Raw genomic sequence first — 21,349 nt, forward strand, 5'->3', positions numbered from 1 at the left:
TGTGGGATGGGCGTCCCGCCCGTCCTTTTGGGACGGGCGGGACGCCCATCCCACAAACTTGTGGAAGTTATTTAATTCTCATTCCTTAATTTAACTTGGTCGGTTTTGCGATCGATAAAATGGTTTTTTTACCACACTAGCCGGATAGTTTTTACCGCGAATTTCGACTTCTAATTGCTGACCGATTTTCGCTAATTTTGCGGGAACAAATGCGAGGGCTACTGCGCGATTCAAAGTAGGCGATAATGTACCGCTAGTAACTTCTCCTACTGTTTCGCTTTCAAATATTACCGGATAGCCGTGGCGTGCAATGTGCCGCCCCTGCATTTCTAACCCTACCAACCGCTTCGATACTCCACTCGCTTTCTGCTGTTCCAAAACCTCGCGACCAATAAAATCGCCTTTGGTGTCGAGGTGAACTACCCAACCCAATCCAGCCTCTAAAGGTGTGATATTGTCGTCGATATCTTGACCGTAAAGAGCCATTGCTGCTTCTAAACGCAAGGTATCTCTCGCACCCAATCCGCAAGGAACAACGCCAGCAGCTAACAATTTTTGCCACAGTTCTTTTCCTACTTCGGCATCCACCATGATTTCAAACCCATCTTCGCCGGTGTAACCTGTTCTGGCGATAAAACTCGGCTGTCCCAACAGATTTGTTTCTAAGTGGCCGAATGCCTTAATTGGTGCGAGGTTGTCTTCTACAAAAGGCTGGAGATAGTTAACGGCTTCCGACCCTTGAATTGCAATTAAAACTTTATCTTCAGAAATGTCTGTAAAACAGAGTTCGCTCAATTCTAAGTGAGTGGTAATCCATGCTTTGTCTGCGATGCGAGTGGCGGCGTTGACAATGATTACTGCACGTTCTTCGCTAGTGATAGGATCTGGTTCTTGGCAGTAGAAAATAATGTCGTCTAAGATGCAGCCTTTGGCATTTAGCAAGACTGTATATTGAGCTTGACCGGGTTGCAAGCGGCTCAAGTCTGAGGGTACTAAGGGTTGAAATTTTTCTATTACTTGTTTCCCTCTCAAACCAAATTTTCCCATGTGGGAAATGTCGAACATTCCTGCTTGCTGGCGTACTGCTTGGTGTTCGCTGCTAATGCCTGCGTACTGTACTGCCATCTCCCACCCGGAAAATGGCACCATCCGAGCTTTGAGTTCTAATGATAGGTCGTACAGAGGCGTGCGGGCAAGTTGGCTCGGACTCTCTGGATTGTTGGGTTCAGTTGACTTTGCCACTGGTAGCGCTTTGGTTGCGGGTAGACTGTTTTGATTTTACGGGAAAATTGGTTTTCAGGGTGTGTAGGGCGATCGAATTTAAGGACACGGCAATGCTGTTTAGGTACGAGTAAGGACACTGCAGTGCCCTTCTTCGTGTCAACTTAACGTCAAAAGTAGTATCAGTATACCGTCTACCGATGAGCCCCTCGATCCCCACGGCGCCTAGGGCGGGCACGGGGGCACCGCCCCTAGGTCGGGGGGGACAAGAGTATTCAAAGTCCCCCTTAACAAGGCAGGGCGGTTTCATTCTTGGTAGGGGCCGTGCCCCCGTGCCGGCCCTTTTGGCCTGAAACCCCCATTCGATGGTTGGTGGCGGGGGTAGGCACGGGGAGTAGGGGTAGCACTACCCCTACAAAAACCTCGTTTTTGGTGATAATGAAACAGCCCCCCTTAATAAGGGTGGGACAAGAGTCTTCTCTTTAGTCCCCCTTATTAAGGGGGATGCGAGGGGGATCTAGACTTGGGTAAAAGCGATATTTATCAACAGTTTTAGTCTTAAGTTGACACGAATGAGCAGTGCCGTATCCCTAATCTTGACTTATGGAGAATAGCGGGCTCGAACCGCTGACCCCTACAATGCCATTGTAGTGCTCTACCAACTGAGCTAATTCCCCTTTCTTTTCGCGCTCTCAATCATGCCTTAACTGACCAATATTTGTCAAGCTTTTTGGGGAAATTAGTTTTGAGCCTTCGGCTGGCAAGGCTTTCGGCTTTTTTTCCACAAAACTCTCCTCGCTTCTGGACAATGGTCAATCGCCTACTATCATTTAGTAAGTATGTTGCGATATTTCGCTCAAATGGCTCAAACAAGACCCCATGAGGAAGTAGACGACTAGCAGAGCGGCGGCTGATACCGCAACTAGGGTGCCGGCTAGCATTAGTGAAAATTCCCGTTGCGCGATCGCCTCCTGCATTAAGTGCAAAGACCAGGCAACGAGGGCAACGTCAATTATTAAAATAGAAACCAGCATAAGTTACGATTTGTAACAGCTTACCTATTGTAACAAAACTTTTCGCTCCGTGCAGATAAGCTCACCTGTATTTAACTTTTGCTGTAAAACCCGAAGGGAGCAGCGGAAAGCTACTCAGAAAAAATGATAGCTTTTGGTGATAATTACAATATGCAAAGTAAATGAGAGCTAGCTCAGCTTTAGAGGTGGGTTTTTGACTCTTGAGCGATCGCTCACGCTTTTTTGAGGGGGTAGGGTGCGTTAGCGAAGCCCGCCCGGGGGCTACGCCAACGAAGAGGATCGACCTTTGAGTCGAACTGATTTGATAGCAGTGCGATCGCACCCTGACCCGATTCAAATTTGGTAAAATAGGTGTACTTTTAATTAAAATAAAATGAACGGCTGTTGAGGATAAAAACTATGTTAACCCAAACTCAAAAACTCTACTCGCCAGAGGAATATTTGGCACTAGAGGAAGTGGCCGAGTCTAAAAGTGAATATATTGATGGCGAGATAGTTCCTATGACTGGTGGTACTCCAAATCATAATGATATTGCGGGCAATTTTTATGCTCATTTAAAATTTGCTCTCAGGGGACAAAACTATAAGGTTTTTATCGGTGACTTACGCTTGTCGATACCGCGCTATCATCTCTATACTTATCCAGATGTGATGGTGGTTCAAGGCGAACCAGTGCTTTTAGACGATCGCACAGATACAATAATTAATCCTTTGATGATTGTTGAAGTTTTGTCAAAAAGTACGAAAAATTACGACCAAGGGGATAAGTTTGATTATTATCGATCGATTCCTGAGTTTCGAGAATATATTTTAATCGATCAGTATAAATTTTATGTCGAACAGTTTGTCAAGACTTCGGAAAATAAGTGGCTTTTAAGTGAATACGAATCGGCAGAGGCAGTGCTGGCTTTGTCTTCGCTGCCGTTTCAAATTCAATTGGGCGAAATTTATGAAGGGATTAGATTTGAAACGACTGCGGCTAGTTAGGATTTCACAACCGCTTTTTTGCTGTAAAATTAAATCGATCGCCTTTTCAACTTTATGACAAATCGCTCTACTCGCGCCCTTTTTCACAGCAAAACACTGAACACTGCTTTGCGTGCTTTTAGCTTTCCGCAAGATATGGAAGTGCGCCACCAAAAATTGGGGACGTGGATTGCTGCACTTAAAACGGGTACGTTAGACGAAGTTAAAGAAGTTTCGCTGCACGGCAGTTTTATTAATGATATTTTTCAGGATGTTTTGGGATATTGCTCGGTAATTCAAGGTGCGGGGAAAGCTTGGGAAATTAACGCGGAACAAACGATATCTGATGGTGGCGGTTCTGCTGACGGGGCGATCGGCTTTTTTACTGCTGCTGACAATCTTAAAGGCAAAGCCGTGTCCCTGCAAGGTAAAGTGATTGCTCCGATCGAACTCAAGGGAGCGAAAAATGATTTAGACCGTCCCGCATCACATCAGCATCCTGCGCGAACCGAATCAGCAGTTGACCAAGGTTGGCGCTACGCTAATTATACACCGGATTGTCGCTGGATTATTGTCTCGAATTATCGAGAGTTGCGACTTTATCATACCAATAAAACTCCTGCTTATTACGAACAATTTTTTCTGGCTGACTTGGCGGATATTGCAGCTTTTAAGCGGTTTTACTTTCTGCTGTGTCGCCGCAATTTTTTGCCTCAAAACCAAGCTCAAACAGGTTCTGTTATTGACAGACTGTTAAAAGACTCTGATGAAGCTCAAGAAGAAATCACCAATAAATTATATCAAGAGTACAAAGCAATTCGACTCGCTCTCGTCAAGCATTTTCGCTTTTCTGGGCCGCAGGATATCCCCAACCGCGATCGCGTACTCATCGAAAAAGCTCAAAAAACTTTAGACCGCGTTTTATTCATTGCTTTTTGTGAAGATAAAGGGTTGCTGCCGCGAAACACCCTCAGCAACGCTCACGACCACCAAGACCAATACAATCCTAGATTAATTTGGGAAAATTATCAATCTGTATTTCGCTGGGTTGATGTGGGAAATGATGACCCTCCTGTACCGGGATACAACGGCGGTTTATTTAAATTCGATCCGGTTTTAGACGCACAATTGACTGTGCCAAATCCTTTATGCAGTCTGCTTAATAAGCTGACCAGATTTGATTTTGATACCGAAGTTTCCGTCGATATTTTGGGGCATATTTTCGAGCAGTCTGTTACAGATTTGGAAGAATTAAATGCTGAAACTACCGGACAGGAATACAATCATAAAAAAGGCAAGCGAAAAACTCAAGGTGTGTTTTACACGCCAGCTTTTATTACTCAGTATATTGTCGAGGTTTCTCTCGGTGGCTATTTGCAGCGTCGAGAGCAAGAATTGCGCGATTTATTCCTAATTAGCGAAGTTGCTGAAGTGTCGGTTCAGCCGCCCAAGAAAACTGCAATTAAGTTTTGGAAAGCGTATCGAGACGAGGTGCTGCAAAAAACGCGCGTCATCGATCCGGCGTGCGGTTCGGGTGCTTTTTTGATTGCGGCTTTTGATTATTTGATGCAGCAGTACGAAAGAGTCGATCGCGAATTGAATGCTTTGGGGTATAAACCAAAAGACGGCAACTCGCTGGAATTTGACAGAAGCATTTTAAGCAACAACCTGTACGGCGTAGATTTGCTGCCGGAATCGGCGGAAATTACCAAACTTTCTCTGTGGTTGAAGACGGCCGAACCTGGTAAAACCCTGACGTATTTGGATGATAATATTAAAGCGGGAAACTCGATCGTCGCTGACAGTAATGTAGCAGATACAGCGTTTGATTGGCAAGCTGAATTTCCCCAGATTTTTGCTGATGGCGGTTTTGATGTTGTCCTTGGCAATCCGCCTTACGTGCGGCAGGAGTTGCTGTCTCCAATTAAACCATACTTGCAAGCAAATTATGAATCCTATAACGGCGTAGCAGACCTTTATACTTATTTTTATGAACTCGGATTAAACATTCTCAAACCGAAGGGAGTGCTTTCGTATATTGTCACAAATAAATGGCTGAGGTCGGGATACGGCGAACCTCTACGCAAGTTCTTTGCCAGTCAAGGTTTACTAGAGCAAATTATTGATTTCGGACACGCGCCCATTTTTGAGGATGCTGATACTTTTCCCTGTATTGTCGCAGTCAGAAAACCTAACGCTTCTCTATGTATCTCTGAAACTGAAAGCGAGATTGAGCAAGGTAAATCTGAACCTAATTCGCCTGTGATTGTTTGTCCTGTTCCGCGCGAGGAACTTGCTAATATCAATCTTACACAATATGTTCAACAACACGGTTATCAAATTTCGCGAGATCGTTTCACTGCGAGTGCTTGGAGTCTGGAACCTCCTGCTGTTGATGAGTTAATGCAGAAAATAAAACAAGTGGGAGTTCCGCTAAAAGATTTTGCAGGGGTTAAGCCTTATCGAGGTATTTTAACAGGATTTAACGACGCTTTTTTTCTTGATGAAGCCACTAAAAATAGTCTAGTTAAAGCTGACCCTAAATCTGCTGAAATCATCAAGCCCTTATTGCGAGGTCAGGATATTAAACGCTGGTATCCTCAATGGGATGAAATTTGGGTAATCTTCGCTCATAGAGATATTGAGATAGAAAACTATCCTATGATAAAATCTCATCTGCAAAAATATAGAACTAAGTTAGAAGCAAGATCAGGTAAACAATTATGGTGGCAGTGGCAAGCATCTCCATCTTTTTGCAACCTCTTTCTACAGCCTAAACTTATATATCAGGAAATTCAATTTCATCCAGCATATAGCTATGATAATAGGAGTTATTTGACCAACAATAAAGCTTTCATTATTTCGACATCTGAATTGTATATCTTGGGAGTGCTTAATTCAGCACTTATGTGGTGGCATAATTGGCGGTATTTACCGCACATGAAAGATGAAGCACTGAGTCCGCTTGGCGAATTGACGGAAAAGCTTCCCATCGCACCACCAACTGACTCAGTTCGTGCCGAAGTAGAACTAATTGTCAGCCGTTTAATTGAAATCGCCAAAACTAATCAAGAAACTCACCGAGATGTCTTGCACTGGCTGGAAATCACTTATGTAATTGATAAACTCGGACAAAAACTCGAAGATTTTTCTGCTCTTTCTTTTGCTGAATTCGTAGCAGAAATCAGAAAGCGAATGCCGAAAACTAAATCATCCGATCCTCTCGGTGTTGCTGGACTAAAAGCCGTCCGCGAAACTTATAATGAATATGCACCGGCCATTCAATCTCGCAAAGCTGAGGCGTTGAGACTCGAACACCGTTTATCCGATTTAGTTAATCAAGGTTACGGATTGACACCGGAAGAAATAGATTTGATGTGGAAAACAGCACCTCCGCGAATGCCGATCGCCCGACACATTTGATAGAATGTTAAAGCAGCATCGCTGAGAATGAGTTTATTATAAAAGGCGCTCTAGTTTTTTGTACACTTCATCATCGTTACGCTTCGATTAATCATAATATCCCGGCCGGGGCGGGTTTTTGAGATTGTCAATTATTGGCTGGTATTGTTGGTGAACCCGCCCCTACGAACGTAATGACAGAAACACGTTTTTTTTGCGTCGCGGACTATATCATATCAAAAAATTGTGTTTTTTGGGGAATATTTGTTAGACTGGGATTGTGAGCTAGCGAGTCGATAGACCATACTTTGTACGCGAGGTGAATCATTATGCTCCAAGCATTTGAAGGAATTTACAGAAATGGAGTCATCGAACTTTTAGAAGTTCCTGAAAACATTTATGAAAGCCGCGTGGTGATTACTTTTTTGGCTGCGCCATCCATTCCTAGATCGCCTACATTTATCAAGTTTGGAATGTTTGCTGGTACTCAACAATCCACCGCAGACGATTTCGAGATTGCCGAGTTTCAAGGGGATACTGACGATGAATTAGATTGGTCATAGCTGCCGATGAAATATGTCATTGATACCCACGCGCTGATCTGGTTTCTCGAAGGAAATCAAAGATTGGGGACTCAAGCCCAAGCAATTCTCTCCAATTTGACCAGTCAGCTTGTTCTACCTGCGATCGCCTTGGCTGAAGCTGCATGGATTGTAGAACGAAGAAAAACATCAATTCCATCTGTGAATGCTTTGTTGAATGCCATTAACAGCGATCCTAGAATCGCGATTTATCCACTTGATCGAACTATCATCAATCAAACGCTCAGCTTATTGAGCATCCATGAAATGCACGATCGTCAAATTGTAGCAACCGCAATGATTTTGCAAAATCAAGGTGAAACTGTTGCGCTGTTTACGTGCGATGGAAATATTACGGCTTCAGGTGTAATTTCTGTTATCTGGTGATTGTATTTATAATAAAATAACGGTTATTTGTAAACCATCAAGTTTCACCATTTGTCAGTTGTTTGAGTGTTTCTACAAAGGTTTTAGTACCCACCATTTGAGACTGACTCAGGGCAGATTTTGCAGAATCGCCTAAAAGCATATCTTCTACTTCCATCAGTCGCTCTATCAAGCGCTGATAGGCATCAGCGGACATAATTACGTGGCTGGGCTGCGATTTATCTGTGAGTAAAACTGGCTCGACAGCAGCTCGGTTAAAGACTGTCCCCTGTGGATTGCAGGCTTCTGCGAGGGTGTAACTTTGCATGACAGATGTTATGAGTGTGGGTTGTGTCTATTTTAGGCAAAATTGTGAGGGATTGGGAGGTCGATCGCCACTTTTGTTTTAGCCAACCGCAAATAATCAAAAAAGGTATGAAAATTTCCATACCTTCCTAGTGGAGATTATTTTTAAACAAGTGCTGTTGCTTGCTTTGTTTGTTCGAGATACTGCCGATATTTTTCCTCGGAACCGAAGGAGTCAACTGAAACCGTAGCTTGTGGCATCGGTATCAATGGTGTCTGAACAGGGGAGTATTTGCAGTAGCAAACCACGATCATCTCAAATTCATTGTTCTGGATGGCTCTCAGGTATTCTTCTACTCTAACTACTTCCCAGTCGCCTACGCGGTAATGAGTATCAGCACCAGCTATTTGGGTGTCTTTAGATTCTGTCAGAGTTTGGAACTCTAGCGGCCGATAACCAGGTTCAGGAATCGGTGAATTTGATGAATCAAAATACTCTGCCAGAATGTCGGTTAGCCCTCCGGTGTGAGCTAAAAGTCTGTTCTCGGCACCTTCTTCTTCTGTCCAGTCAGCGCGAAAAATAATGTATTTTCTGCTCATTTGTTAATCCTCCTCGTCTTCATCCATGTAGTTAGGAAAACTGGTTTCACCTTCAAATATGCAGGAGTATTTGAGGATGGAGTCTTTTGTCGGTTTGATTCGTAGCAGTCGCCAGCCGTATTTTTCCTGCATTGCATAACACCGCCGTCGTTCGGTGACGGAGTGGCTTGAGGTGACTTCCTCTGGTTGAGAATTGGTCACAACGATCGTATCTCCATAATGTTCATTTGAATGGTGTCAATGGCAAGGTCATTTAGATTTAGGTTTTTGAGTTCGATCGATCTGGGTGTTGCTGCTTGCGCTCTAAGAGCGTTTTCCGAACGACTGCCAGCACTAAGCTGGGCACACTTCTGAACTCCGAATCAGCCCATTCTTGCAAAACCTCATATTCTTCGGGGTTCACTCGGATGGTGATTACAGGCTTTTTGGAAGGCATTGCTTGTTGGCTCGTATACGTTAATACCCATTATCTCTACTCTTTACCTTCAAACACTTGTTCTGGGGTAACACACCTGTCTCATATAACTTTAAAAGTTGCTTATGTTAACAGGTGTACCACCTGACATTTAGTATAACACCGTAGTGTTGCGATCGACTCTACAACTCAAAAACCCAGAATGATCATCAAAAAAAGGGGCAACTCGCGTCGCCCCTCATCTATTTAACCAGCTACAAAATTACGCTTCCACAGCAATCTTTTGTTCCGAAGCCTCCGGCGAATTCGCTTCACTTGGCGGCACAACTTGCCAGAATTTCGGCAAATATTCCGACCAATTTGCTAAAATCTTCTCAGCTTTCTTGCTGCCGGTTCGATCGCACTGAGCCTCAATCAACTCCTTCAATTGCGCCTCCCCAGCCGCCGTACAAACGCGCTGCATCTTCACAATCTCCCCGTTGACGTGAGCCGGAAAAGTCCCATCTTCATCGAGGAAATAAGCCAAGCCACCAGTCATTCCAGCGCCGACGTTGCGGCCGACTTTTCCTAACACGACAATTACGCCGCCAGTCATGTACTCGCAGCAGTGATCGCCCGCACCTTCAATCACAGCTTTCGCCATCGAGTTACGCACCGCAAACCGTTCGCCAGCTTTACCCGCAGCTAACAGAGTTCCCCCCGTCGCGCCGTACAAACAAGTGTTACCGACGATCGCATTTTCGGAAGCATCATAAGTCGCACCAGCCGGCGGTGCGATCGCGATTTCGCCACCGTGCATTCCTTTACCAACGTAGTCATTGGCTTGGCCTGACAGCACCAGCGTCATTCCCGGCAAATTGAACGCGCCGAAGCTTTGGCCCGCGCTACCAGTGAAGTTGAGGGTGATTTGACCGCTAAAGCCCGTGTTGCCGTGTTGCTGTGCGATCGCACCACTGATTCTTGCGCCCACCGTGCGATCGGTATTCACCAATTTTACACTCTTGCTAACAGTGCCGTGATTGGCGATCGCACTTTGAATCTCAGCATCCGCCAGCAAATCGTCATCTAACACAGGCCCGTTGGTGTGTACGTCGCCGTGGATCAAGAAAGATCGATCGCTCTTAGTATCAGGTAACTTGGTCAAACAATCCAAATTAATCGCTTGGGTTTTAGTTAGTTGCACCCCATCGCGCATTTTCAGTAAATCCGCGCGGCCGATGATATCTGCGATCGACTTATAACCCAATTTCGCCAGCAAACTCCGCACTTCTTGTGCTACGAAATAGAAGAAATTAACCACGTGTTCCGGCGTTCCGGGGAACCGTTTCCGCAAGTGTTCTTGTTGAGTTGTCACCCCCACCGGACAACTATTCATGTGGCAAACGCGAGCCATAATGCAGCCTTCTGCAATCATTGCCACCGTGCCAAAACCGTACTCTTCGCCGCCCATCAAAGCGCCTACAATCACGTCCCAGCCGCTTTTAAAACCACCGTCAACGCGGAGCAAAACTCGATCGCGCAATTTATTTTCCATTAGCACCCGGTGAACTTCTGTCAATCCGAGTTCCCACGGAGAACCTGCGTGCTTAATCGAACTCAGTGGCGAAGCACCGGTGCCGCCGTCGTGACCGGAAATTTGAATCACATCAGCATTTGCCTTGGCGACACCGGCGGCTACAGTCCCGATGCCAACTTCCGACACCAACTTCACCGAAACTCCTGCTTTCGGATTGATTTGGTGCAAGTCAAAAATCAACTGTGCCAAATCCTCGATCGAATAAATGTCGTGGTGAGGAGGAGGAGAAATTAGCGTGACACCCGGTTTCGATCGGCGCAAATAAGCAATGTACTCGCTCACTTTCGCCCCCGGCAATTGACCGCCTTCACCCGGTTTCGCACCTTGTGCGATTTTAATTTCGATTTGTTCGGCGTTCATCAGGTACTCAGGAGTCACCCCGAAACGCCCGGAAGCTACCTGTTTGATGGATGAAGAAGCTGTATCGCCGTTCTGCAAACCTTTCAAGTGAGGTAGCGTTTGTGAGAAACCTGCCGCGCTCACATCGTTTAGCACTTTGTAGCGCACCGGGTCTTCGCCGCCTTCGCCGGAGTTGGATTTGCCGCCGATACGGTTCATCGCAATCGCGAGAGTTTCGTGGGCTTCTGGGGACAAAGCGCCCAGGGACATACCGCCGGTGGCGAACCGCTTGACAATATCTGCTACAGATTCTACGTCTTCGATGGCAATGGAAGGGCGATCGCTCTGGAAATCCAGCAAATCGCGCAAAGCCGTTACCGGGCGATTTTCGAGCTGTTTCTTGTAAACCTCGTAGTGATCGTAAGCACTTTCACCATTTTTGTCACCAATTGGTGTCATTTTTGGTTCGGCCCCATTGCCGTTACCGTTAGTCTGAGCCTTAAAAGTAGTCACAGCCTTGTGCAAAGCCTTCGCCATTTCCGGGCTGTTCATGTGATATTCACCACCCCGGCGGTACTGAACAAAGCCGTAATTTTCCAGCTTTTTGAGGTGCAATTCTGGGAAAGCCTGACTGTGGAAAGACATTACCTCATTAGCCAGTTCCGCCACACTCAAACCGCCGATGCGGGAAACAGTGCCTTTGAAACCCAAATCTAGCAAATCACCGCCAATGCCGATCGCCTCAAAGATTTGCGCCCCCTGATAGCTAGCCAGCAGCGAAATCCCCATTTTCGACATAATCTTCAGCAAGCCGTTTTCCACCGCTGTGCGGTATCTAGCTTGAGCCTGTGCCACGGTAATATTGGGAACTTTGCCGTGCTGCATCAAGTTTTGAGTCTTGCTGTCAGACCACCAGGCGCGCACGCTTTCCAAGGCCAGGTAAGGGCAAACAGCCACCGCCCCGTAACCAATCAAACAAGCGAAGTGGTGAGTGCTCCAACATTGGGCGGTATCCACAACCAGGGAAGTTTGCATCCGCAGCCCGACGCTAATTAAGTGGTGGTGAACCGCACCAACTGCCAGGAAGGGCGGAATATAAGTACATTCAGCACTCAATCCAACAGAAGATTCGCCTTCGGCCTTCGAGATTCGATCGCTCAAAATCAGAATTCTCGAACCCTCGCGCACCGAAGCAGCCGCCTTTTGACAAAGTTGCTCGACTGCTGTTTTCAAACCAGAAGGCCCGGCAGCAATTTTGTAAAGAGTTGACAATTCGGTTGCGGGGAAAGACTTTTGCTCTTTCAAGAAAGAGAGTTCAGCGTCGTTGAGTACGGGAGAATCAATTTTCAGCCGCTTGGCATTTTCCGGTACTGCTTGCAGTAAATTGCCCCGCAGGCCTACATTCATCGTCAGCGACATCACCATCCCCTCGCGCAGGGGGTCGATCGGCGGATTTGTGACTTGAGCAAACCGCTGTTTGAAATAGTTGTACAGCAACTGAGGCTTTTCTGACAATACAGCTAAGGGAGCGTCGTCGCCCATGCAGAAAGTCGGTTCTTTCCCAGAACTCGCCATCTCGACGATCACCATGTCCAAATCTTCTGCTGTGTAACCAAAAGCAGTTTGGGTTGCTAACAGCGTTTGCGAGTCGAGGGTTGCTGTTTCGGCAAAAGGCTGCGGCTGCAAGGTTTCGCGGTTTTGTTGCAGCCATTCGCCGTAGGGGTGCCGCTTAGCAATTCGCTGCTTGAGTTGCCAATTTTTGAGAATTTCCTTGGTTTGCAGGTCAACTGCAATCATTTGTCCTGGCCCCAAACGGCCTTTTTCGACAATATCTGCTTCGGGAATATCGACAACTCCGGCTTCGGAGGCCACAACTACCAAACCGTCTTTAGTAATGCAGTAGCGGGCCGGCCGCAAACCGTTGCGATCGAGCGTAGCACCTACTTGTTTGCCGTCGCTGAACACCAGCAGGGCCGGGCCGTCCCAAGGTTCTTGAATGCCGCTGTAATACTCGTAAAAATCGACAATTTCTGGATAGGGAGCCAAATCCGGCTGATTTTTGTAGGCTTCGGGCACCAAAATTGTCAGGGATTCTAGGGGGGTGCGGCCGGAGTGCACCAACAACTCCATCACGTTGTCCAAGTTTGCCGAATCGCTGCTTTCGGGATTGACAATTGGGTTAAACGTGTCGATATCAGCTTGACTCCAATTCGGGTGAGCTAAATTCGCTTGCCGCGCCTTCATCCAGGTAATATTGCCCAACAGCGTGTTAATTTCCCCGTTGTGTCCCAGCAAGCGCATCGGCTGGGCTAAGTGCCAGCGGGGCATGGTGTTGGTGCTGAAGCGCCGGTGATAGACGGCAAAGGAGCTTTTATAAGCGGGATTTTTCAGGTCTTGGTAAAATTCTGCCAGTACGGCCGATCGCACCATGCCTTTATAGACGATCGTGCGGCAGGAGAAAGAGCAAGTATAAAAGTCTTGGCGGGTGAAGTTGGGCCGATTTGACAGCGCGTGTCCGATCGTGCGGCGCGCCAAAAATAGATGTTTGTCGAGTTCGTCTCCGCCTAAGTGCGGTGAACTGACTATTACTTGTTCGATTTGAGGTTGATTTTCTAGCGCTTGCTCGCCCAAAACCGATGGTACAATGGGAACTTTGCGCCATCCCACAAGTTTCAGCCCGCGATCGGTCAGAACTTGCTCAACCACCTGCCGCGCTATAGTCGCTTGAAATTTATCTTGAGACAAAAACAGCATTCCCACGCCGCAGTTTTCCCGCGCCGGAGGCACAATTCCCTGTTCGGCGAACCAAGTATCCAGCAATTCCCAAGGAATCGCCGTCATTAAACCCGCACCATCCCCGGAATCCGAGTCAGCGCTGCAACCGCCACGATGTTCCAGACAAGTTAAAGCTGGCAGCGCTTTTTGAATAATCGAGTGGGTGGCTTCACCGCTTTGGTTGGCAATAAACCCCACACCGCAGGCATCTCTTTCTTCCACTAACCAGCTTTGGCCGGCGAATGGAGTTCCTCGCTCAGTCTGATGCACGTTTCTGTTTGGATCGATCGTGTTACCCATGTTGATTGAATGTTATTTCCGTGATTGTGTGGTGGATGCGTTTTTATAGCTCGGAGAGAGAAGGCTGCCGAGCGGTGGGAGCCTAGTAAACTTTAAAACAGCACATTGGAAGCTGATTGGATAAAAATTTACGTCGATGCTGCCTGTACTTAGCACTAAAACCCTGTTTGCAGATTTCACATTATCTCGCTCGCATCGCCTCGGAGATGTCTCCTAGAATACCCTGCTGTTAAAAAGCAGTGATTCTTTGGGAAATCGCCGCCCTGCAAATAAATACATTGCTGGCGATTCCCTACGGGATAGCTGCGCTTCACGAGTTTTTTGTGTGGGTTTTTCCTGAGTTCGGAAGGGTAGCCTTACGGACTCAGGTAGATAGTAACTTTAGCGTTATTTTGCTTGCTGCGCTGCTGAGTTGCTTTCGTCAGCGCCCGCAGACACAAAAGCCACCTGCCCGCTCAGTCGGTAGGTGCAATGTAGCAGCGCGGTTCACAACTGGTGAAACCGGTCTTATTGTGAAGTCAACTCTCAAGCTGCGAACATCAAGTTTATCAAAAAATTGATAAAATTTCACCCATTACAGTCAGAGTTTACGTGCAAGTCTTGTCAGCGATGTCCAGAACCCAGGCTAAGATGCCTAGCCCAAAAAGGTTGACAGTTTTCCACAAGCCTATTTTGGATTTTTTTACCCACAAAGTTTTGTCATCTCCAATCCGTTGGCATCGGAATTATTCATCTCTCTCTTCCCTTTCTCTGTATCCTCTGTGTTCTCTGCGGTTTAATCATTCCGATACCACCCGAATGGATATCACTCATCAATGCAGGCTATTTCAAGGATTTCTGACGCATTAGGAGCATCTGGTAGAGCCGGCGCCACCTTTTTAACCACGCCCCAAATGGATACTTGCTTGCTGACAGGATTCGGGGAAAGGCAAAAATTTTAGACCACAGTTCAAACTGCCAGATTGATTGAAGTAAACCTCAAACCTCAAACTCAACTCAACTAACGCTCACAAGCTTGTCCTTGGTAATTTTGTTTAGCTCAACCGTGAGCGTTTTTACAGATTTGATTGGCATGGGGAATATTTCATGCCTATCTTTTATAAAATAAAGTTAGTTAGCAGAAATAGTAAGACTGGAAAAATGTGCCGATGGTGATTACGCTCAATTTTGCATACAGGTAGACCGAAGCCAAGTGATATAAATCATGGTAATCCTATTGTATGAGAGATATAATTAAAATAACTTGACACTGATTAAAATGGCAGGGCTGTTGAGAAGTCACGCTTTTTTTGTAAGGAACATCTGAGATTAAATTAACCCCACACACTTGTATCAATGCGTGTTAATGACTCAGCAAATAGACCAAAATCTAAAGTAATTTTAGGTCAACGCTATCTCAAAACAAGTATACAAGCAAAAACAACCAAAATATTAAGTCTGGTTTGAAAAGGGCGGTTTCATAATTTGAGCTACAAAGTAGATTAAACTAAATATAGTTAATCAATAGCACGGCCGATAGAGCGAAAATAGTAGATATTAACTCTAAAAAGCTTCAGGCTTGACAGAAGCAATAGGAATAGGTAGGTATGGCTAGCATAACAAATATTTTTCGAGGATATCAGATTAACGAGCAAATATACGCAGGCAATCGAACTCTAGTTTATCGTGCCCGTCGGTCTTCCGATCAGCAGCCCGTAGTGATAAAACTGCTGCGAAATGACTTTCCCCGCTTCCACGAACTGGTTCACTTCCGCAATCAGTTTGTCATTACTAAAAACTTAGAGATACCCGGCACTGTCAAGGCATACAGCCTGGAGACTTACCATAACCAGTATGCTCTGGTGATGGAAGACTTTGGCGGAATTTCCTTATGTAGCTACCTCGCTAGTCTGGTGTTCGCCAGCAACGAACCTCTGGAAGGGTTGCCCATTAACGAGTTTCTTCCCATTGCCATTCAAATTGCCAACTCCCTCGATGGACTTTATCGCCACCACGTTATCCATAAAGACCTCAAACCCGCCAATATTCTAATTAACCCTGTCAGCAAACAAGTTAAGCTGATTGACTTCAGCATCGCTTCCCTGTTGCCGCGCCAAACCCAAGAAATTCAAAATCCCAACCTCCTTGAAGGCACTTTAGCTTACATATCTCCCGAACAAACTGGGCGAATGAACCGAGGCATTGATTACCGCACAGATTTCTACTCTCTGGGAGTTACATTCTACGAACTGCTGACGAGACAGTTGCCTTTCCAAAGCGAAGATCCGATAGAGTTAGTACACTGTCACCTTGCCAAGCAGCCTATTCCAGTCCATCACCTGAACACAAGCGTTCCATTGGTGCTGTCTGAAATTGTTAGCAAACTGATGGCGAAGAATGCTGAAGATAGGTATCAAAGTGCTCTAGGACTCAAGTTTGATTTGGAAACTTGTTTGTACCAGTGGCAAAAAACTGGAGAAATCGCCTCATTTAAACTAGGGCAGCGAGATTTGTGCGATCGCTTCATCATTCCCGAAAAATTATATGGTAGAGAGAACGAAGTATTCTCCCTACTGGCAGCCTTCGATCGCGTGAGTGCAGGAAGCGCGGAAATGATGCTGGTGGCTGGCTTCTCAGGTATTGGCAAAACCGCCGTCGTCAACGAAGTTCACAAACCGATTGTCGCAGCTAGAGGCTACTTCATCAAAGGCAAATTCGACCAATTTGGACGCACCCAACCATTCTCAGCTTTTGTACAAGCTTTTCGCGATTTAATGAAGCAATTGCTGAGCGAAACAGATGCTAAACTTGAACAGTGGAAGACTCAAATCCTGGCAGCATTGGGCGAGAATGCTCAGGTAATCGTTGAGGTAATTCCTGAACTAGAAGGGATTATCGGAGAGCAACCACCCGCACCAGAACTTTCGGGCAGTGCGGCCCACAATCGCTTCAATCGGTTACTTGAGAACTTCATTCAACTCTTCACAACCAAAGAACATCCCCTCGTCATTTTCTTAGATGACTTGCAATGGGCAGACTCAGCCTCATTAAAGTTGATTCAACTTTTGACGAGCGATCGCGATCGGCGGTATCTCTTTTTAATTGGAGCGTATCGAGATAACGAAGTCAGTCCGGTACACCCTTTAGTGTTGACATTATCCCACATTCAACAAACGGGAGCTACTGTAAACACAATTACCCTCGCGCCGCTCGATCGCTCGGAGTTGAATTGTCTGATTGCCGATACCTTAGCTTGTTCTACAGCATTGGCTCTGCCTTTGACAGAACTCGTTTATCAGAAAACCCAAGGCAATCCCTTTTTCAGCACACAATTCCTCAAATCTTTGCATGAAGATGGGATAATTGAATTTAATTTTGAAGCTCGGTATTGGCAGTGCGATATCGCTAGAGTGCGAACCTTGGCACTAACGGATGATGTAGTAGAATTCATGGCACTTCAGTTGCGAAAGTTGCCAATCAGGACACAGGAAGTTTTAAAGTTAGCTGCTTGTATTGGCAATCAGTTCGATTTGGCTACCTTAGCAATTGTTGATGAAAATTCGCAAACAGCCACAGCAACAGCTTTGTGGAAAGCACTGCAAGAAGGGTTGATTTTACCAGTTAGCGATGTTTATAAATTTTATCAACAATGTAGTAAAGACTTAGCTGAACCAGCCGGCAGGCAAGAGACCACTGACTTATTAACGAGCAATGAACAATTAGCGAAATACAAGTTTTTGCATGACCGCGTACAACAGGCTGCCTATTCTCTCATTCCCGAAGACCAAAAACGCTCGACCCATTTAAAGATAGGGCAACTGCTGTTTAAGGAAACATCGGAAGTCGAGCGGGAAGAAAGAATTTTTGAAATGGTCAACCATTTGAATATGGCGATTAAGCTGGTTAGCGATCGCGTGCAACGGGAAGAATTTGCCCAGTTAAATCTAGTAGCTGGACAAAAAGCAAAAGCCGCAACAGCGTATGCGACAGCCTTTGAGTGCTTGAGTAACGGAATTGAATTATTAGCAATGGATTGTTGGGACAGCCAGTACCAACTCACCTTAAACCTATATGAGGAAGCAGTTGAAGCGGCATTCCTGAGCGGTGAATTTGAACAAATGGATCGATGGGTGCAAATCGTGTTGCAGCAAGCCCGAACCTCTCTGGATACTGTGAAAGTTTATACAGTGCGAATTCAAAGTTACATCGCTCAGAATAATTTACCCTTAGCAGAACAGACGGCGCTGATTGTTCTCAAACAACTGGGCGTGGAATTTCCAGAGAATCCCAGCCCGGAAAAGGTTCAGCAAACCCAGGATGAAACAAAACGCAAGTTCGCCAGCCACACGTTGGAAGAATTGATTAATCTTCCAGAGATGACCGACTCCTATTATCTAGCAGCCCTGCGAATTTTAGGCACGGTTGTGTCGGCTTCTTATCAGTCTGCATCTAAATTATTCCCGCTGATTGTTTGCAAGCCAATAGAACTATCTCTCACTTATGGAAATGCACCTACATCTGCTTTTAGTTATGCTTGGTATGGTTTAATTCATGCAGGAACAGGAGGGGATATTGATATCGGCTATCAATCAGGTGAGGTAGCTTTAGGTCTGCTAGATAATGTGAAAAGCAAAGAGTTAAAAACTAAAACCTACAATCTTGTTTATGGCTATGTCCGGCATTGGAAACGCTACCCCCAAGATTCTTTGCCATTTTTATTAGAAGCCCATCAAATTGCCCTAGAAGCAGGAGAATTAGAATATGCTGCCTATGGACTTTACAATTATACGGCGCTTTCTTTCTCTATGGGCAGAGACTTGGCGGAAATGGAGCGGGAGACAGAAACCTTCGATCGCGCTATTCATCAGATTCGTCAGGGAAACGCACTCAGTTTCGTGAAAATTTTTCGGCAGGCTGTTTTGAACTTGCGAGGCAAAACCGATAACCCCTGCCGTTTGGTTGGGGAAGCTTATGATGAAGACATCATGATACCGCAGCATCAAGCTAATAACGTGCAGTATGCGATTTGCAGCGTTTATCTCAACAAGTTGATTCTCGGTTATTTGTTTGAAAACTATCAACAAGCGCTGGAAAATGCCGTGCTAGCAGAGCAATATTCGGATGCTCTAACCGCAGGGCTTCAGTATTCGCTGATTTATTTCTATGGGTCTCTAACGTACTTAGCGGTGTATGCCGAGGCTGATGTGGAAAAACAAGCTGCACTCCTAGAAAAAGTAGCAGTAAATCAGGCAAAAAGCAAGCGATGGGCGGAGTATGCCCCTATGAATCACTTGCATAAGTTCTATTTGGTCGAGGCAGAGCGATATCGCGTTTTAGGACAGCAAGTTGAGGCGATGGATTTTTACGATCGCGCGATCGCTCTGGCTAAAGAAAACAAATACCTCAATGAAGAAGCTTTGGCAAATGAGCTGGCTGCAAAATTTTATTTACAATGGGGTAAAGAAAAAATTGCTCAACTTTATCTAATTGATGCCTACTATGCCTACTCTCGTTGGGGAGCTAAAGCGAAGATTGACGACATAGAACAACGCTATTCTCAATTGCTTGCTCCTATTTTGCAACATAATCAAGTTCGTTTTTTCGATGCAGTGACTACCTCCCATGACACCTCATCTTCTAGCAAAAACCAAACAATTACTGGAAGTACGAGTACCACAGTAATAGATTTACCAACGGTTATCAAAGCTTATCAAGCTTTGTCTAGCGAAATTAAGCTGGAACAATTGCTCACTACCCTGATGGAAGTAGCGATTCAGAATGCAGGGGCTCAAACAGGAGTATTGATTTTGAAAGAAGAGGACAACTGGACAATCGCCGTCCACTGTAGCCCTCGCCAAGGCTGTCTTCTGCAAGAAACTATTGGGATAGAGGAGAGCGAAGCAATTCCTCAGACTGTGATTAATTACGTCAAACGCACGCAAAAAACTTTAGTTTTCGATGATGTCAAGACTGAATTAATATTTACTTCTGACCCCTATATCAAGCAGCACCAACCTAAGAGCATCCTATGTACTCCGATTACCCATCAAGGCAAAATGATGGCAATTCTGTATTTGGAAAATAATCTGACGACGGGGGCATTCACTGGCGATCGCGTCGCTCTGCTTAACATCCTCTGCTCCCAAGCTGCCATCTCGCTGGAAAACGCCCGCTTATATCAGCAATCTCAACAGCTTTATCAAAAATCTCAGGATTATGCCCAAAAACTGGAGCAGTCTATCCAGGCTCTCAAACAGATGCAACTGCAATTGGTGCAGGGTGAGAAAATGTCTGCTCTGGGAAATTTAGTCGCTGGTGTAGCCCACGAAATTAACAATCCCGTAGGCTTTATCGCCGGCAACTTGCAACCTGCTCAAGACTACGTGGGGGATTTATTCAATTTGATTGATTTGTATCAAGAAAAATTTCCAAATCCGGGAGGGGAAATAGAAGCAGAAATAGAGGATATGGACTTGGAGTATTTGCGAGAAGATTTGCCCAAATTGATTGGCTCGATGAAGGAAGGAGTTGAGCGCATTCGCAATATCAGTACGAGTTTGAGAACGTTTTCTAGGGCGGATAGCGATCGACCAGTTTCTTTCAATATTCATGATGGACTCGAAAGCACTCTGCTAATTCTCAAGCACCGTTTAAAAGCCAGCGAGTTCCGCCCTGCCATTGAAATTGTGAGAGAATATGGTAACTTGCCCCTAGTAAAATGCTTTCCCGGACAGTTGAACCAGGTATTTATGAACGTACTCGCTAATGCCATTGACGCTCTGGAGGAGTCAAATAAGGGGCGGAGTTTTAGTGAAATTAAAGCCCTGCCTAATCAAATCACGGTTCAAACTGTTCTGAGTGAAGACAACAATCAGGTTTTGATTCGCATTAAGGATAATGGAGTAGGGATGTCGCCCGAAGTCAAGGAAAACATCTTTAACCACTTATTTACAACCAAGCCTGTGGGTCAAGGCACTGGATTAGGATTGTCGATCGCCCATCAAATTGTTGTGGAAAAACATGGAGGTACGTTACTCGTGAATTCTTCTTTGGGGCAGGGTTCGGAGTTTGTGATTGGTATTCCGGGGTGAGCAGTTTGTAGTAGGGATCTAGCGTAATTATTGCGATCGCCAAAAATATCGGATTTAGTAAGAAGAAACATACGGATTTTCCGGGTTCCTAAATTCCCATGCGTTTAGAAGTGAAATTGTGAGTTGTAAGCTGTGAAACGTAATTTTTTCTATTGGCGTCTAATATTGTCAGTCTCGATTTTACCCGTACTGGCGATCGTCCCGTCTTTAGTGTGGAATCAACCCGCCAGAGCACAAGAGGGGGAGAGGGCTGGGTTGATGGATGCTTCGAGAGCCCGCCAGGGAATGAATTCCCTGGCTGATAGCGAAAGTCGGTTGAAACTCACATCTTGCACCATTCTCAAGAACAGGCAAGATGCCTGTTCCACAAAGAGTGAATTTTCTTGTGGAACAGGCAT

At 45.6% G+C, this 21,349-nt stretch carries 13 protein-coding genes and 1 tRNA gene; 6 read left to right on the plus strand and 8 right to left on the minus strand.

The window, feature by feature from the left end:
- Positions 1-90 precede the first annotated feature (90 nt).
- The 3 genes from gcvT to QUB12_RS32560 form a co-directional block, all read right to left on the minus strand.
- Positions 91-1,242, minus strand: a complete 1,152-nt coding sequence (gcvT, locus tag QUB12_RS32550) for a glycine cleavage system aminomethyltransferase GcvT (RefSeq protein WP_333310351.1) — start codon at positions 1,240-1,242, stop codon at positions 91-93.
- Between the two features lie 583 nt (positions 1,243-1,825).
- Positions 1,826-1,898 (minus strand) — tRNA-Ala (locus QUB12_RS32555).
- Between the two features lie 153 nt (positions 1,899-2,051).
- Positions 2,052-2,255, minus strand: a complete 204-nt coding sequence (locus tag QUB12_RS32560) for a hypothetical protein (protein WP_096832242.1) — start codon at positions 2,253-2,255, stop codon at positions 2,052-2,054.
- 399 nt (positions 2,256-2,654) lie between these two features.
- Between QUB12_RS32560 and QUB12_RS32565 the strand changes: the two genes are divergently transcribed.
- The 4 genes from QUB12_RS32565 (at position 2,655) to QUB12_RS32580 (ending at position 7,591) form a co-directional block, all read left to right on the plus strand.
- The gene (locus QUB12_RS32565; protein WP_333310353.1) at positions 2,655-3,242 is read left to right on the plus strand and encodes a Uma2 family endonuclease; all 588 of its coding nucleotides are present in this window, start codon (positions 2,655-2,657) and stop codon (positions 3,240-3,242) included.
- A 54-nt stretch (positions 3,243-3,296) separates the two neighbouring features.
- Positions 3,297-6,644: an Eco57I restriction-modification methylase domain-containing protein gene (locus QUB12_RS32570; protein ID WP_333310355.1), complete on the plus strand. Its 3,348-nt coding sequence runs from the start codon at positions 3,297-3,299 to the stop codon at positions 6,642-6,644.
- A gap of 308 nt (positions 6,645-6,952) precedes the next feature.
- Positions 6,953-7,186, plus strand: a complete 234-nt coding sequence (locus QUB12_RS32575; protein ID WP_333146192.1) for a hypothetical protein — start codon at positions 6,953-6,955, stop codon at positions 7,184-7,186.
- A gap of 6 nt (positions 7,187-7,192) precedes the next feature.
- Complete coding sequence (locus QUB12_RS32580; RefSeq protein ID WP_333146190.1) at positions 7,193-7,591, plus strand: PIN domain-containing protein; 399 nt, start codon at positions 7,193-7,195, stop codon at positions 7,589-7,591.
- 37 nt (positions 7,592-7,628) lie between these two features.
- On the opposite strand, the gene QUB12_RS32585 is transcribed toward QUB12_RS32580, so the two are convergent.
- The 5 genes from QUB12_RS32585 to QUB12_RS32605 all read right to left on the minus strand — a co-directional run bounded on the left by QUB12_RS32585 (position 7,629) and on the right by QUB12_RS32605 (position 13,881).
- Positions 7,629-7,898 (minus strand): type II toxin-antitoxin system Phd/YefM family antitoxin, encoded by a 270-nt coding sequence (locus tag QUB12_RS32585; RefSeq protein WP_333146188.1) that lies wholly within the window; start codon positions 7,896-7,898, stop codon positions 7,629-7,631.
- A gap of 143 nt (positions 7,899-8,041) precedes the next feature.
- A complete protein-coding gene (locus tag QUB12_RS32590) occupies positions 8,042-8,476 on the minus strand; it encodes a hypothetical protein (protein WP_333146186.1) in 435 nt (144 codons plus the stop codon).
- Between the two features lie 3 nt (positions 8,477-8,479).
- Complete coding sequence (locus QUB12_RS32595; protein ID WP_333146184.1) at positions 8,480-8,677, minus strand: hypothetical protein; 198 nt, start codon at positions 8,675-8,677, stop codon at positions 8,480-8,482.
- A gap of 58 nt (positions 8,678-8,735) precedes the next feature.
- Positions 8,736-8,912 carry a hypothetical protein gene (locus QUB12_RS32600; RefSeq protein WP_333146182.1) on the minus strand — a complete coding sequence of 59 codons (177 nt, stop codon included), beginning with the start codon at positions 8,910-8,912 and terminating at the stop codon, positions 8,736-8,738.
- Between the two features lie 241 nt (positions 8,913-9,153).
- Entirely contained in the window at positions 9,154-13,881 is a 4,728-nt protein-coding gene (locus tag QUB12_RS32605; RefSeq protein WP_333310358.1) for a glutamate synthase-related protein, read from the minus strand.
- 1,586 nt (positions 13,882-15,467) lie between these two features.
- Here QUB12_RS32605 and QUB12_RS32610 point away from each other — a divergent pair.
- Together QUB12_RS32610 and QUB12_RS32615 are read left to right on the plus strand one after the other, a co-directional pair.
- Positions 15,468-20,951 carry an AAA family ATPase gene (locus QUB12_RS32610; RefSeq protein WP_333146178.1) on the plus strand — a complete coding sequence of 1,828 codons (5,484 nt, stop codon included), beginning with the start codon at positions 15,468-15,470 and terminating at the stop codon, positions 20,949-20,951.
- A gap of 132 nt (positions 20,952-21,083) precedes the next feature.
- A partial coding sequence (locus QUB12_RS32615; RefSeq protein WP_445300691.1) for a hypothetical protein occupies positions 21,084-21,349 on the plus strand: 266 nt, incomplete at its 3' end.

The sequence above is a fragment of the Microcoleus sp. B7-D4 genome, assembly GCF_036705125.1.
GTDB lineage: Bacteria > Cyanobacteriota > Cyanobacteriia > Cyanobacteriales > Microcoleaceae > Microcoleus.

Coding starts and splice junctions, on each gene's coding strand:
- QUB12_RS32570 (WP_333310355.1), top strand. CDS start 3,297: ATGACAAATCGCTCTACTCGCGCCCTTTTTCACAGCAAAACACTGAAC.
- QUB12_RS32560 (WP_096832242.1), bottom strand. CDS start 2,255: ATGCTGGTTTCTATTTTAATAATTGACGTTGCCCTCGTTGCCTGGTCT.
- QUB12_RS32600 (WP_333146182.1), bottom strand. CDS start 8,912: ATGCCTTCCAAAAAGCCTGTAATCACCATCCGAGTGAACCCCGAAGAA.
- QUB12_RS32610 (WP_333146178.1), top strand. CDS start 15,468: ATGGCTAGCATAACAAATATTTTTCGAGGATATCAGATTAACGAGCAA.
- QUB12_RS32565 (WP_333310353.1), top strand. CDS start 2,655: ATGTTAACCCAAACTCAAAAACTCTACTCGCCAGAGGAATATTTGGCA.
- QUB12_RS32575 (WP_333146192.1), top strand. CDS start 6,953: ATGCTCCAAGCATTTGAAGGAATTTACAGAAATGGAGTCATCGAACTT.
- QUB12_RS32585 (WP_333146188.1), bottom strand. CDS start 7,898: ATGCAAAGTTACACCCTCGCAGAAGCCTGCAATCCACAGGGGACAGTC.
- QUB12_RS32580 (WP_333146190.1), top strand. CDS start 7,193: ATGAAATATGTCATTGATACCCACGCGCTGATCTGGTTTCTCGAAGGA.
- QUB12_RS32590 (WP_333146186.1), bottom strand. CDS start 8,476: ATGAGCAGAAAATACATTATTTTTCGCGCTGACTGGACAGAAGAAGAA.
- QUB12_RS32605 (WP_333310358.1), bottom strand. CDS start 13,881: ATGGGTAACACGATCGATCCAAACAGAAACGTGCATCAGACTGAGCGA.